The organism is Photorhabdus asymbiotica (genome assembly GCF_003634575.1).
Lineage (GTDB): Bacteria > Pseudomonadota > Gammaproteobacteria > Enterobacterales > Enterobacteriaceae > Photorhabdus > Photorhabdus asymbiotica.
In genome coordinates this window covers 196,165-210,136 of record NZ_RBLJ01000001.1, presented here as the reverse complement: position 1 = coordinate 210,136, position 13,972 = coordinate 196,165, and the positions used below count along the sequence as shown (strand labels likewise).

Here is a 13,972-nt window from a genome sequence, read left to right as displayed (position 1 = left end):
GTTAATTAGAGAAAATTTATAATCCTTTTATATAAATGTTTATAGGTGTTTTATTATTGATAGGATATAATGTTAAATGATAGATATCTTTATAAGAAAAAATGAGTTTAATATATGAATTTGGTTTTTATTTTAAATATTTTATTGTTTTTTTGAATTTTATACCTATAATGAAGGCGCGTTGTAATTTTAAGTGATCTAATAAACACTTGCGTTTTTCCATCTCAATTATATTGAGAAATATTAAATAGCATTTCGTAATGCCGATACAGTAGTCAATTTGATACCTGTTATTTAGTGCCCATTAGTCTGAAAATGGAGGTGAGGTGAAAAAGTCAAATATTCTAATTGTTGGTTGTGGTTATGCAGCAGATTTCTATGTGTCAAATCTTAATGACTATGAATGCCTAAATATTGTTGGCTGTGTTGATAGAGATAGAAATCGGCTTGAAGATTTCTCAAACTATCATAGTTTCGGTGCTTACTCTTCGGTAAGCGATGCGTTAGAAAATGCAAATGTTGATATATTGCTAAACTTGACGAATCCAGAAGAGCACTACAATGTGTCACTGGAAGCCGTAGCTAATGGAGTTTCAGTATACAGTGAAAAGCCATTTACTATGAGTATTAAAGAATCAAGAAAATTGGTAGAAGTTGCCAAAAATAATAACTGTATTATAACAAGCTCACCTTCCTTATTATTAAATCCTCCAATCATCAAGGTAATAGAGATATTGAGTTCTGGCGAGATTGGAGAAATACGTTTAATTAAAAGTGCTATTCATGAGGGGCCAGTTCATAAAATGAATTTTGGTAGTTGGATTAGTCCTTCAGGCGCACCTTGGCCGGCAAAGAATGAATTTGAAGTTGGTTGTGGTTTTGAACATGGCTCTTATGTGATTGACCTAATTCTGGCTTTAATGGGGACGCCAGATAGCATGAGCTATAGCTCAGCCTTAATCTACCCGGATAAAGAGGTTACAGATTCACCTGCCCCTGATTGGATTGATCTTACTTTGGAGTATGGTGATAGTAGAAGAGCAAAAGTTGAGCTCAGCATTGTTGAAAGTGAGAATCATAGCTTTCGGATAATTGGAGATGAAGGTGAAATAATAGTTGAAGATTTATGGATGGCGAACTCTCCAATAATTTTAAGGAAGAATAAAGAAGATAAAATCGACCGCCCACCAGAACACTTTTCTCTAAGAAAAATGCTTCACCCTCACAAGATAGACAGAAGATATGATGATACTCACTTTATTGACCAAGCTACTGGCGTCTTAGACTTAGCCACTTCACTAAATTACAAATTAGAACCTTTACTTGATATTAAACGGTCTTTGGAGTCCATCAATATCATAGAAACTATAATGACGAATAGTAAATTTAGGCCGCTTACTAAAATGAATGAGACGCTATTAGATATCGAATTATTTTCATCAAGGGTAAGGAGATTCTTCTTATGATAACTCTAGGGATTAGCGGTAGTTTCGAAACATTTGAAATACCTGTTATTGGGGATATACCAAATTGGTTTGGTCATGATGCCTCAGCTGCAATCATCAAAGATGGTAAGGTTGTTGCGGCTGTGGAACAAGAGCGTCTGGATAGGATTAAACACTCTAATCAGTTTCCTATTGACGCCATTGTTGAGTGCTTAAAAATAGCACAAGTTGAAATAACTGATGTTGACAAAATTGCATTTTATTTTGAAGAGTTAAATACAGATACTGGACTTGGCTTACAATATATTGAAAGAAAAAGTCTCGAGGTCGAAACTTCTAGAAGTTTAATTAACAAGATACTTGTGCGTAAATTTGGTGAAGAAGTTAAAGATATCCCAATTGAATATGTACGTCATCATGACACCCACGCGATCATGGCGGCTGAAAACTCTGGCTTCGATAGTTCATTAGTTGTCATAATAGATGGAAATGGAGAAGATGAGTCTACATCAATCTACTCATATATCGATGGGGTTGTTAGAAGTATATATAGATATCCAGTTTCTTCATCACTGGGAAGATATTATCTCGATTGTATATCTTTACTAGGATATGAACGATTTGATGAGTATAAGGTAATGGGGTTGGCTTCCTATGGCAAACAAAATCAATTTGATGAACTTTTCGAAGAACTTATAAATTTTGAAAAAGGTGGAAAGGTTTCATTTAATCATACAAATATACTTGCTTACTTTTTAGATAGAGGTATCTTGCCAAGAAGAGAAAATGAATATATTTCAAAAAGTCATCAAAATTTTGCGCATTCCATACAAAAATACTTGGAAAAGATGGCATTTCATATAATATCTTTCTGGTCAAAGAAGCTAAATCAAAGAAATCTATGTCTCAGTGGTGGGGTAGCTCTAAACTGTACATTGAACGGAAAGCTCGCCTTTAGCGAATTGTTTGATAATATTTTTGTTCATCCGGCCTCACACGATGGTGGAAGTGCTGTCGGTGCAGCTATGTGCGCAATGTATCCTGACGCTAGGATTAATGGAAATAAACTCGACAATGTTTACTTAGGACCCGATATAAATAGTAAACATGCGCTTGAAATAATAGATAGAAATCAAGATATCATAGAAGTTATTAATGCTGAAGATGAGTTTCAGTTTCTTGCGAATGAAATTAGTAATGGCAAGATAATAGGATGGGCTAGAGGTAGAATGGAATATGGTCCAAGAGCTCTTGGTGGTCGTAGTATTCTAGCTGATCCCAGACCTATTGAATCAAAATATAGAACTAATCGAATTATTAAGCAGAGAGAGTCCTATCGCCCATTTGCACCCATGGTGTTGGTGGATGAAATTTCAGATTGGTTCCTAGTTCCAGATTGTAAAGTGAACTTGGAGTATATGGTATTTAATCTCCCGGTTGTTAAAGAAAACCAACAAAAACTTGCAGCTATAACACATATAGACAATACAGCGAGAGTTCAAGCTGTTGGAGAATATAATAAAGACATCTACCAGCTAATAAAGAATTTTAAAGAAATTACAGGGGTTCCTGTTTTATTGAATACCTCATTTAATGTAAATGCGGAGCCAATTGTATGTGATGCGTATGATGCTATACAATGCTTTTTACTTACAGACTTGGACTATTTGGTTGTCGGCGATTTCATTATTAAGAAAAGAATTCGTGGTGATAAGCTATACGAGTTATTGCGACCAATAAAAAAAGAGTTTGTAACTACTATCAAAAAAGCTACAAGTGAATCCTGTTCATATTACATCAATATAGCAACATACAGCGAGCGGGTTACAGAGACAGAGTTGTCCTGTTTTGATGTCGCTGATGGCATTAAAACAATTAGTCAACTTCTACTTGATGGACGTATTCGAGAAGGCGATATCATAAGTGCCTACAAACGGTTGTTAAGCAAAAGGCTATTAAATTTGGTGTTATAGGAGGATGTATGAAACCTTTTGAGATGAATTGGCCGGTGTGCGATGTTGACCTATTAACTGATGTAGAAGGAGCACTTAGATCTACGCGTTGGACGTTGTCAGGCCAGTCTGAAACATTGCCATACTTTAGTACTCTTTTCTCAAGAAGATGGGCAGACTACATAGGTATTAAACACGCTATTCCATGCACTTCTGGAACAGCGGCGTTATCCATCGCTCTTGAAACCATAGGTATCTTGCCTGGAGATGAAGTCATAGTACCAGGTATGACTTGGGTTGCAGTTGCCCAAGTTGTATATAATCTAGGTGCTATTCCCGTTTTGACTGATATTGATCCTTTAACCGGACAAATATCAGAGAAGGCAATACGAGAGAATATTACCCAGAACACCAAAGCCATTATTTTGGTACATGCTTATTGCGGCATGGTAGATGTGAAAAAAATTGGTGCTATTGCAAATAAATATGGTTTAAAAGTTATTGAAGATTGTTCACAAAGCCATGGGGCGACGTGGAAATCAAAGAAGGCTGGCTCTTTTTTTGATATATCTGTATTTTCTACCCAGCAATCAAAACTACTTACTAGTGGAGAAGGTGGGATTATTGCTACTAGCTCGGATGTTTACTATTCCATAATACAAAATTTGATGATGGATGGGAGAGCTAAAACTGATAGCGTAAATCCAAGAAATCTTATGGTTATTTCCGGTAATGGAGAAGTGCAAGGAAGGAACTACAACATTACTGAGATGCAGTGTGCCATTTTGTTAAACGGTCTGAAAAGATTAGATGGCGAGAACGAAAAGCGACGTTTAAACGCCATGATTCTTGATGACTGCCTTAGAAAAAATAAAATATGTAATATCCTTGATGCAGACGAAAATATTGATCAAAGAGTATATTGGCGTTGTGTCGTTGACTTCAATTGTGAAGTTAAAGATGAACAAGCACAAGCAATATCGAACTATTTCTCAGAGAAATATCGAATACCTTTTGAAAGGCTTGATAAACCTTTAAATAACAATCCACTCTACCAACCAAGTCGAGTTGATAGAAACAAGTATTATAGCCATTTCGAAAGACTGAATAGTATAAGTTATAAGCTTCCAGGTGCTGAGAATTTTTACAATCGAACAATGGCGTTCCCTCATCAAGTGTTACTTCAATCGGAAGATTGGATAGTTGATTTTGCAAAAGAAATAAATAAGGTTGCACATAAATGTCAAGTTGGTTTGTAATTCCTCATCATGCAAAGAGTAAGCGAGGTAATGATTACCTGATTGAAACCTTATTTTCAATACATGCTCAGTCAACCCCAGATTGGTGTGTTGTAATAGTGGATGATAATTCAAGTTTCTATGATCGATTGAATGTCAGAATAAAGGACTATTTTCCGAACGATATAATTGATAATAGATTTCATTTTATAGTTAATGAGAAGAGGGGAGGGGTATCGTCAGCAAGAAATATTGGCGTCAAGTATGCTTACAAACACGGTGCTAATATCATTTTTTTTCAGGACGATGATGATATTGCGCATCCATATCGTGTAGAGAAAACGTTATGTATTGCAGAACAAATTAGTCAATCAGATTTAATTATTAGTACAACCTTTACTGGAATTGATGGAAATGGTAATCCGGTTTCTCTCGAAAACTTTAGGAGTGATATGCTCGATGTCGCTGTCCAGCATAGTCGGTATACTCCAGAAGGAAGCAATAAATACCTCGATATGATAAGGCACTGTGGGTACATATTTCCGACATCAGGCACGGCAGTCAATGTTGACTTGGCACTTAGATGTCCATTCCCAGACTTTTCAGTTTCGGAAGATCATGTCACTTGGATGAATATGGTTGCGGATGGAGCATTTATTAAAGTACTAGAAGACATTCCATTTAAATATAGATTTAAAGGAAATTCTGTGCATCGTCCTAATACCTTTTTGGAAGAAAAGTATAAAAACGATATTGAAGGATTTATAATCTCAATGAATTCATATACTGAAAAATTTGGTGCTTATTTCAATATTAATGAAGTTATTGAAGAGTTCCTAAACAGATTAAATAATTGTTTATCTCTACAAGGGAGCTATATTCTATCAGATATGCATAATTTTAAAGCTTCTTTTCTTGAAATAAAAAGTAAGATTAAGGAATAAGGAACGTATTTATGACCCTAAGTATAATCATCCCTTCTTATAACAAAAAAGAAAGTTTAATGTCTTTGCTTTCTTTACTGGACAAGCAAAGTGCGGACTTTAATGACTTCGAAGTAATAGTTGTAGATGATGGTTCTAGCGATGAGACTTGCCTCGCTGTTACTAAACGAGTTTACAACTATAAATTCAAGTATATATATGTACCTGACGAAGGTTTCCGTGTAGCCCGAGCGAGAAATATTGGGGCTAAAAATGCAAAAGGGGAGCTACTAGCTTTTGTTGATGCTGACGTACTTTTGCCAAGCTATTTTGTGAAGAGCGTGATCAAGTTCCATAGTTCTAATCCACAATCAGTTTCGATTGGAAATGTGTACGGTCTGTACTCTGAGAATAAATGGGATCTAAAAGTTGACCTAGATGATGTAGACAGCACAATTAAAAGGATGGAAGAACTGAGTGTTGGCAAAGATATTCGTCAAAGCTCGTATGCGAGGTTCAACTATAAATTATGTTCCATGCCAGCACCCTGGGTTTTCTTATGGGGAACAATATTTAGTGTAGAAAAAGAACTTTTTGAAAAAGTGGGCTGTTTTGATGAACACTTTAAATCATGGGGTGGTGAAGATATTGATCTTGGTTTCCGGCTTCACAAAGCTAATTCTCAATTTCATTTGTTTGAGGGGATAGAAGGTGTACATCTGTCTCATCCAGAAGAAGATGATGAAAACTATAAGACCAATTTAGAAAATAAAAAGTATATTTCTGAGAAGTATAGTCATGAAATGACAGATTGGCTTATAAAAGAAGAGAATATATTTAAATTAAATGATTTAATAATTTCAAAAAATACTAACGAAAAGGATTTTTAATATGATTAACGTTGCTATTGCAGGTGTTGGAAATTGCTGTTCGTCTCTCTATCAAGGGATTTATTTTCATTTAGATAGCGATCCAATAATTAATGATCTAGGTGTTTCAATCAAAGATATCAATGTGAAAGCTGCATATGATGTTGATTGTAGGAAAGTTGGCTTACCAATATCAAAAGCAATTTTTGCAAAGCCCAATTGTGCGAGGGTATTCTGTACCGATTTGCCAGAAGGTCCGATTGTCGAGAAAATTGAAGTTTTTGATGGTGTATCTCTGTATATGAGTAATCAACCTGAAGATCGCGGGTTTCGCGTTTCTAACACTCAAAAACCAATTGACTTGGTTTCTAGCCTTAAAGAAAACGAAATAGATATATTGATAAACTATTTGCCTGTTGGCTCTCAAAAGGCTACCGAGTACCTTGCCGAATGTTGTTTGGAGTCTGGTGTTTCGTTGCTTAATTGTATTCCAGTTTTCATAGCGTCTGATCCGGAGTGGGACAAAAAGTTCTACAATAAAGGCATCCCTATCATAGGTGATGATATGAAAAGTCATTTAGGTGCGTCAATCTTGTCGCAAGTATACCAGGAATTAGCATTCTCAAGAAATCTAACTGTTGACTATCACCAGCAAATTAATATTGGAGGAAACACTGATTTCAATAATATGATGGTTCAAGAGAGATTAACATCCAAAAAAATCTCGAAAGAGAACGTTATTAGAAGTCAAAATGAAATTGCCGGAGTGGATGTTCACGAGGATTCTATTTTTGCCGGACCATCGACTTATATACCTTATTTGAAAGATAACAAGGTAGCGCATATACGTTTGGAACTTACCGGATTTGGCGGAAGCAAAGTCGAAATTGACACTAAATTATCGGTGCAAGATTCTGAGAATTCAGCTGGTGTTGTGATTGATGCTATACGTTATTTGAAGATTGCTAGAGACATGGGGCTAAAAGGTGCCTTAAAAGGTCCTTCAGCATGGACTCAAAAAACGCCTCCTGTGCAGTTGAAAATCGAAGAGGCCATTTCTGAGTGTCAAAAGCTAGCTGCCTTTGAAGTACCAAAACATATGCTTTAAGTTTGAGGGGAACTATGAACAAGCCAATTTATGTTTTAGGTTCTGGGTTATCACATGACGGATCAGCATGCTTAATGAAGAATGGTAAGATCATCGTTGGTATTGAAAAAGAAAGGCTCACGAAGATTAAGCATGATGGATTTAATGATAATGATGCTATAAGGTATTGCTTAAACGCAGCAGGAATCACTTTTAAGGATGTAGATCTATTTGTTGAGAAATATACGGTAAATGAAAAACACAAGCCTGATGATGTAATCAAACGTCGAGGTAGAATTATACCTGAGTACCTCCCCATTGTTAGAATTGGTCACCATATTGCGCACGCATACAGTGCAGTTGGCACTTCTCCATTTTCAGAGTCTGCCGTGATTGTATGCGATGGCATGGGAGGAAGTATTGATAGTTGCCTAGATCATGACATAAGACTAGTTCCCAGCGATATAGCAAAATTATCTAAATCGGACTATATCGACTATTTTGAAAAGGAGAGCTACTATAAATTCTTTAATAATAATGTAATACCAGTATTTAAAGATTACTCAAGATTTAATTTTAATGACCTAAATAGATATAAAATTGCGCCTTATGATATCGAACATTCCATAGGTGGGCTATATGGAGGTGCAAGTAAGTTTGTATTCGGTAACGACTTCAACGAAGGCAAATTAATGGGCTTGGCACCATATGGTAAAAGTGGAAGATTCTCGGGCGAACTATTTCTGATGAAGGATGCCAGGGTCAAGATAAACTATGATCTAATTGAGAACTTGGGCCTAAAAGATACAAACATCAAGGATAATTTCCAGTATTGTGCTGATTTAGCTAAATGGGTGCAAGAACAAACTGAAGAAGCTTTATTTTATCTGCTTAATGAATACTACGAAATGTACTCGTCAGATAACTTATGTTATGCGGGTGGATTAGCACTAAACGCGGTAGCTAATGGTAAAATAACGCAGAATACGCCATTCAAGAATGTTTATATTCAGCCAGCTGCTGGTGATAATGGCCTTGCAATAGGAGCATGTTATTACGGTTGGATGAAAGTACTTAATAAAGAAAAAGTCCCATTTAATGGAAACCCATATTTTGGCATAAAGTATGATACCTCTGAGTCTAGTCTATGCAAATACTTGGATGACAACTATGTAATAACTAAGCCGGGTAATTTGGAAGAAGTTGTCGCAAAGCATATTAGTGAGGGAAAGGTAGTCGGGTGTTTTAGAAAGGGATCTGAATTTGGACCTCGGGCTTTGGGGAACAGGAGTATATTAGCTGATCCAAGAAGAAAAGAGATGCTTGATTATATCAACATTGCAATCAAGAATCGTGAAGAATTTCGTCCATTCGCGCCTTCAATTTTAAAGGATAGGTATTCAGACTTCTTTAAGCCTGGCAATGAAGATAGCGATTATATGATCAAGGTTTCACAAGTAATACCGGAGAAATCAGAGCAAATTGGTGCGGTAGTACATGTCGATGGAACTGCTCGCGTTCAAACAGTGACTAGAGAATTAAACAGAAACTACTATAATCTTATTAATGAGTTCTACAAACTTACAGATGTCCCAATTTTGCTGAATACCTCCTTTAATGGCAAGGACACTCCCATTGTAGAAACTCCCGAAGATGCGATTAATTTCTATAGGGAAAGCAAGCTGGATTTTTTAATTATAGATAACTATCTCATTCATAGGAAGTAGAGAAGTATGCTAAAGGATGAAAGGTTTGTACATGCCAAGCAAGTTATTGCAGATGCAGGAAATATTGCACTAGAAATGTTCAACAACCTAGCTTTTATATGTGAACATAAAAAAGAAGGAGATGTGCTTACCAGTGCTGACCTGATTGTAGATGAGTATATAAAAAGCTCCATTTCAGATATATTTCCTAGTGATACGATTGTTTCTGAAGAGTCTTCCTTTCATCACTTTACAGATACAAGCGAATATATCTGGCTAATTGATCCAATTGACGGAACTCATAGCTTTTCCACAGGTGTGTTTGGATGGTGTATATCTATTGCTGCCTTTAGGAAAGGCAGCATATTATTTGGTTTAATTTACGATCCAATTCGTAAAGAATGTTTTAGTGCTTACCATGCTCAAGGAGCTTTCTTAAATTCCACAAGATTATCTGCAAGCGCCCAGCCGTTTGTAGAGCAGGAGCATAGTCCTATGCCTTACTTAGCGTTTGGTACGTCTTATCGTGATGACAAGAGGAAAATTTCAAAAGTATTAACAAGTTTACTTGAGTTTGGCTACTTGCCCTATAGAAATGGTAGCGCAGCTCTCTGTATGTCATACGTTGCTGCAAACCGTCTGCTTGCGTTCTTTGAGCTAAATTTGTATCAATGGGATGTCGCAGCGGGATATATTATATTAAAGGAGGCAGGCTTTCAGGTACATTATTCTTTTAGTGATATAAGCAGTGCTCAAGCATTAATATGTGGTAGGCATGATATTGTAAAAATGATTAAAAGTGAGATATTTTAGGCTGGCTTATTATGATTATCAGTATTATCATTCCTTGTTATAATAATACGATTCAATTACTATCGACTATAGCATCTTTAGATAATCAAATACTATCAAATAAGGTTGAATTGGAGGTGGTGATAGTTGATGACGGTTCAGACGAGCCCATAAATGTAAATAATATTAATTGCATGCATGAAATAATTGTCGTTTCTCAAAGGGATGAAGGATTTCAAGTGTCATTAGCTAGAAACCGAGGAGCAAGGATTGCCAGTGGTGAAGTTTTATTGTTCGTTGATTGTGGAATATATCTAGAAAAAAATGCTGTTTCGAGTATTATCGAACCTTCTTTGTGTGATAAATGCTGTGTGTCTCTAGGAAATATTTACGGAATCACTAACTGCCCTGACAACAAGAAAATCATTCTTAGCGATATTGAAAATTATGGAGTCGAAGGTGCATTAAAACTATATATCTCAACTTCCACTTTTCTTGATCCTAGAATCTATCATCTTTCATATCATGATATGGATATGCGGAACTTACGTGCTCCATGGGTGTATTGCTGGGGTGGGGTAATAGCTATACACAAGTCTCTCTTCAACTCTATATCTGGATTTGATGAGTCGTTCAGATCTTGGGGAGGAGAGGATATCGAGTTGGGTATTAGACTTATGAAAGAGGGAGCAATATTTAGTTTCGTTTTTGAATCAGCTTCGATGCATATCCCTCAATCAGAAGACGTTGTCAGTAAAAAGAAATCTAACTTTAATGCCTTTGAATATATACACTCTAAGCATTTACTAGATGAAACATACCTGTTATTACAGCATGAATATTGGGGGATTGAAGAGGTACTTCGTCAAAGATCAGTTTTGAGGCGGAACCAATGACGTCTCGCGTAACCACTGATACTTATCGAATAATTAAGCTTGCGTTGCCGATTATGGCTCAGTCGATATTGTTTACTTCGATGTCAATTATCGACACAATAATGATTGGGTATATAGGCACAGAAGAGCTAGCTGGAATGGGACTGGCAACTAGTATTGTGTTAGTTTTTTTGAGTGTAGTCTACTCTTTCTCAAATTCAGTATCAGTTATAATTGCTCAAAATAAGCACTTGCCAAACACTCTAAAATTGATTGTGACTAATGGGCTTGTACTTAGTCTTACTTTATCATTTTTCATTTTTTCTATTGTTAAGCTGTTTAACGAAGAAGTTATTTTGTTTTTTTGGGGAGAGGAGGATTACACCTCTAAAGCAATAGACTACCTTGATGTCATTTCATATACAATTTTGGCGTCTGCCATCATTCAAGTCTATATAGGTCTTCTCAATGCGCTCGGTAACACATCGTTAGCGTTTTTGATATCTGCAAGTGGTGTTGTTTCCAATATCTTTTTCAGCTATTTTTTGGTTTTTGGCATAGCTGATGTGGATGGACTTGGATTTATTGGAGCTGCATTGGGCTCAATTCTTTCAAAGTTAGTAGAAATAGGGCTAATCATATTCTTTCTATTAAAAAAGTACAATGGATTGTACCTTGACTTTTACAAGTTTAATTATAGGTGCAAATCCTCTAGAGAGTTGCTGAATATAGGAGGTGCGCAAGCTATAAATGCTTTACTTTGGGCGGCGAGTATGAATCTATACACTTTAATAATTGCTTTTCAAGGCAAAGACTTGGTGGCTTCAGCTGCGGTGATTTCCTCAATTACTAACCTAGCCCATATTTCTTATTGGGGGATTGCAATCGCCGGAGGGATCGTAATAAGTGAAGCGTTAGGCAAAAAGGAGTATGAAAGAGCCACGGTTATATCACGTTTGTGTATGGTGTTAGGTTTGGCATTTGCTTTACCACTTGCAGTCCTGCTCTATCTGCTAAATGGGTTTATTTTATCCTTTTATCCTGAGTTATCACAAAGGTCTATCGACTTTATTCATGATGCTTATATTATTGTATTAGTTACTATTGTTATCAAGTCACTTTCAACGATAAATATCGTTGGCGCCCTCAGGAGTGGGGGAGACAATCGTTTTATTATCATTATAGATATGGTAGCAGCATGGTTCTTTGGTATACCTGTTTGTTACATAGTACTTTTCTATACAGATTTACCTTTGTTCTTGGCTTTCGCTGCACCAATGGTGGAAGACATGGTAAAAGCGGTCCTTTCAACCTTTCGAGTGATTGGAGAAAAATGGCAGAGAACTATTAATGTGTCTTAGAATTCAGTATGAGTATCTTAATCCAAGTGGGTATCGCTTACATAACCTAACCTCAGATTTGTATAAGACAATTCATCTCAGTGGGTGTTAGATGATTAAGACTCGGTTTTTGGGTTGGAAAGTATAGGCGCAGCGTTATGCGCAGAGGTTAAAACGGGAGTAGATATGTAAATGGTTGGCAAAGCACTTTATATCAGATCGAAGGAATACATCAGTTTTACAGCTGTGTAAAATATGTAAACAACACAAAGGAGTGATATATATCACTACAAAATACATAAAAAAACGTGCATATATATAGTAATAGTCTATTCTTATAAAGACCATTAATAACGGTTTTGGAAGGAGGTTTTTATGACAGTGAAACAAGGTTGGGCACCACCATTGACATGGGGTCCATGGGTCGATCTTCTACCTCATTCGGGACGTTCAGTATATACTGTGAGTTTTGATACTGAATCAATGGCTCCATCAGCTTTTGGCGTTGAAATTGAATATCCAATACAGTCTGGAGTGAAACGGGTAAATACAACAGGACCTGGTTCACATCAAATTACAGATAATTATGGTGCAGGTACAGATCGCATTAGGTTTAAAAGCTATTCTATAGGCCAAGTTATTAGGATTACCTATAACGGTTAAAGTGAGCCTATGGTTTACCTTTTTTCAAGATGAATAAAACCCAAAAGGTAACAACTATAGGCTTTTTATTAATTCAGATGTTTAAGAATTTCATCTGATAATGTTTTCGATTCAACTGCTTGATAAAACCCCTTTTCTGGAGAAAACATAGAAACAATTCTTGTTTTTATTACTGGCTTACCGTCAAAATAAATGAACATCTCTTTCCCTAAGTTTTTTTCTAAAAAAAGCTTGAACCTATCATTACAATTCAATCCTTTTTTAACCTTAATAAAAACATTATTGGAATTCACAGATAACTGATCACCAGTTTCTCTTGCGGAAAGAGCCTGTTCTATACACGGCTTAGATAAATGGAATGTTTCATTACCTGCTATATAATCAAGGGAAAGTGTTTTTTTTTGTGAAACACACCCTGTAAGACCAAGAATAGTAGATAGTATAAGAATTAACTTAGTCATAGCGGTTTGCCCTCATTTTTGACATTAGTGTTCTCAATTATAGTTACCAAAATAAGTTCTTTTGCGCAAGCAATTGTGATGTTTAGATTGGATATATCTTTTAAATTGGACTGGGCTCCTGGTGTTCTACTATTTTAAAAACTACTTAAGGCAATCCATTTAATTTTTTAATGTGTTCAAAATACTTATGGCTTGTTTTTCATTTTTTGTACTCATTCTGAATGAAGGAATTAGAGCGGTTTGAATAGTCGCAGTGACCACATGAACACCTCTGAATGATATTGTCATTGAGGTTCCGATGTTTTTCTTGATTAGAGCATTAAATTGGGGAAAACATTGTTCATCTTTTTTCACTACTACTGATAACACACTATTCATTCCATTGTGCGGTCCTAAATAATCGATTTGATCGGTACATGCTTGGGTTAAGAGAAATTTATCACCGGATGAAAATTCAAATTTTAACCCTTCTTCTGCTTGAACTAGTTTATTTCGATTACCTTTATCTGAACACCCTACCATTGCAGAGAGAAGTATCATAATAGCAAATAAATTTTTCATAATTTTTTGCTCCTGTCATGATTGAACGGTTGCATAGGGCCCCACTTAAGATTCAAGTAG

Annotated in this window: 13 protein-coding genes; 11 read left to right on the top strand and 2 right to left on the bottom strand. The window is 36.0% G+C overall.

Annotation, left to right across the window (positions count from 1 at the left end; all coding sequences use genetic code 11):
• Positions 1-326 precede the first annotated feature (326 nt).
• From BDD30_RS00820 to BDD30_RS00770, 11 genes are all read left to right on the top strand, one after another.
• Positions 327-1,466, top strand: a complete 1,140-nt coding sequence (locus tag BDD30_RS00820; protein ID WP_015834260.1) for a Gfo/Idh/MocA family protein — start codon at positions 327-329, stop codon at positions 1,464-1,466.
• Positions 1,463-3,418: a carbamoyltransferase family protein gene (locus tag BDD30_RS00815; protein WP_015834261.1), complete on the top strand. Its 1,956-nt coding sequence runs from the start codon at positions 1,463-1,465 to the stop codon at positions 3,416-3,418. The genes BDD30_RS00820 and BDD30_RS00815 overlap by 4 nt, the downstream gene beginning before the upstream one ends.
• Before the next feature lie 8 nt (positions 3,419-3,426).
• Positions 3,427-4,656 carry a DegT/DnrJ/EryC1/StrS family aminotransferase gene (locus tag BDD30_RS00810; protein ID WP_015834262.1) on the top strand — a complete coding sequence of 410 codons (1,230 nt, stop codon included), beginning with the start codon at positions 3,427-3,429 and terminating at the stop codon, positions 4,654-4,656.
• Positions 4,638-5,579, top strand: a complete 942-nt coding sequence (locus BDD30_RS00805) for a glycosyltransferase family A protein (protein ID WP_041381844.1) — start codon at positions 4,638-4,640, stop codon at positions 5,577-5,579. Before BDD30_RS00810 ends, BDD30_RS00805 begins: the two co-directional genes overlap by 19 nt.
• A gap of 11 nt (positions 5,580-5,590) precedes the next feature.
• Positions 5,591-6,448: a glycosyltransferase family 2 protein gene (locus BDD30_RS00800; protein ID WP_015834264.1), complete on the top strand. Its 858-nt coding sequence runs from the start codon at positions 5,591-5,593 to the stop codon at positions 6,446-6,448.
• Between the two features lies 1 nt (position 6,449).
• Positions 6,450-7,535: an inositol-3-phosphate synthase gene (locus BDD30_RS00795; protein ID WP_015834265.1), complete on the top strand. Its 1,086-nt coding sequence runs from the start codon at positions 6,450-6,452 to the stop codon at positions 7,533-7,535.
• 14 nt (positions 7,536-7,549) lie between these two features.
• On the top strand, positions 7,550-9,241 hold the full coding sequence (locus tag BDD30_RS00790; RefSeq protein WP_015834266.1) for a carbamoyltransferase family protein: 1,692 nt from the start codon (positions 7,550-7,552) through the stop codon (positions 9,239-9,241).
• Positions 9,242-9,247: 6 nt separating this feature from the next.
• Entirely contained in the window at positions 9,248-10,033 is a 786-nt protein-coding gene (locus BDD30_RS00785) for an inositol monophosphatase family protein (RefSeq protein WP_015834267.1), read from the top strand.
• A gap of 11 nt (positions 10,034-10,044) precedes the next feature.
• Entirely contained in the window at positions 10,045-10,908 is an 864-nt protein-coding gene (locus BDD30_RS00780; protein WP_015834268.1) for a glycosyltransferase, read from the top strand.
• The gene (locus BDD30_RS00775; protein ID WP_015834269.1) at positions 10,905-12,248 is read left to right on the top strand and encodes an MATE family efflux transporter; all 1,344 of its coding nucleotides are present in this window, start codon (positions 10,905-10,907) and stop codon (positions 12,246-12,248) included. The genes BDD30_RS00780 and BDD30_RS00775 overlap by 4 nt, the downstream gene beginning before the upstream one ends.
• A gap of 354 nt (positions 12,249-12,602) precedes the next feature.
• Positions 12,603-12,890, top strand: a complete 288-nt coding sequence (locus BDD30_RS00770) for a colicin Z C-terminal domain-related protein (RefSeq protein ID WP_015834270.1) — start codon at positions 12,603-12,605, stop codon at positions 12,888-12,890.
• Positions 12,891-12,958: 68 nt separating this feature from the next.
• Here the strand turns inward: BDD30_RS00770 and BDD30_RS00765 are convergent, their stop codons facing one another.
• Positions 12,959-13,351 (bottom strand): hypothetical protein, encoded by a 393-nt coding sequence (locus tag BDD30_RS00765; RefSeq protein ID WP_015834271.1) that lies wholly within the window; start codon positions 13,349-13,351, stop codon positions 12,959-12,961.
• A gap of 159 nt (positions 13,352-13,510) precedes the next feature.
• Positions 13,511-13,912 carry a hypothetical protein gene (locus BDD30_RS00760; protein ID WP_015834272.1) on the bottom strand — a complete coding sequence of 134 codons (402 nt, stop codon included), beginning with the start codon at positions 13,910-13,912 and terminating at the stop codon, positions 13,511-13,513.
• Between the last annotated feature and the right edge of the window lie 60 nt (positions 13,913-13,972).

Bases quoted from the DNA above. Each gene is read 5' to 3' on its own strand.
- BDD30_RS00815 (WP_015834261.1), top strand. From the start codon at position 1,463: ATGATAACTCTAGGGATTAGCGGTAGTTTCGAAACATTTGAAATACCT.
- BDD30_RS00810 (WP_015834262.1), top strand. From the start codon at position 3,427: ATGAAACCTTTTGAGATGAATTGGCCGGTGTGCGATGTTGACCTATTA.
- BDD30_RS00805 (WP_041381844.1), top strand. From the start codon at position 4,638: ATGTCAAGTTGGTTTGTAATTCCTCATCATGCAAAGAGTAAGCGAGGT.
- BDD30_RS00800 (WP_015834264.1), top strand. From the start codon at position 5,591: ATGACCCTAAGTATAATCATCCCTTCTTATAACAAAAAAGAAAGTTTA.
- BDD30_RS00795 (WP_015834265.1), top strand. From the start codon at position 6,450: ATGATTAACGTTGCTATTGCAGGTGTTGGAAATTGCTGTTCGTCTCTC.
- BDD30_RS00790 (WP_015834266.1), top strand. From the start codon at position 7,550: ATGAACAAGCCAATTTATGTTTTAGGTTCTGGGTTATCACATGACGGA.
- BDD30_RS00785 (WP_015834267.1), top strand. From the start codon at position 9,248: ATGCTAAAGGATGAAAGGTTTGTACATGCCAAGCAAGTTATTGCAGAT.
- BDD30_RS00780 (WP_015834268.1), top strand. From the start codon at position 10,045: ATGATTATCAGTATTATCATTCCTTGTTATAATAATACGATTCAATTA.
- BDD30_RS00775 (WP_015834269.1), top strand. From the start codon at position 10,905: ATGACGTCTCGCGTAACCACTGATACTTATCGAATAATTAAGCTTGCG.
- BDD30_RS00770 (WP_015834270.1), top strand. From the start codon at position 12,603: ATGACAGTGAAACAAGGTTGGGCACCACCATTGACATGGGGTCCATGG.
- BDD30_RS00765 (WP_015834271.1), bottom strand. From the start codon at position 13,351: ATGACTAAGTTAATTCTTATACTATCTACTATTCTTGGTCTTACAGGG.
- BDD30_RS00760 (WP_015834272.1), bottom strand. From the start codon at position 13,912: ATGAAAAATTTATTTGCTATTATGATACTTCTCTCTGCAATGGTAGGG.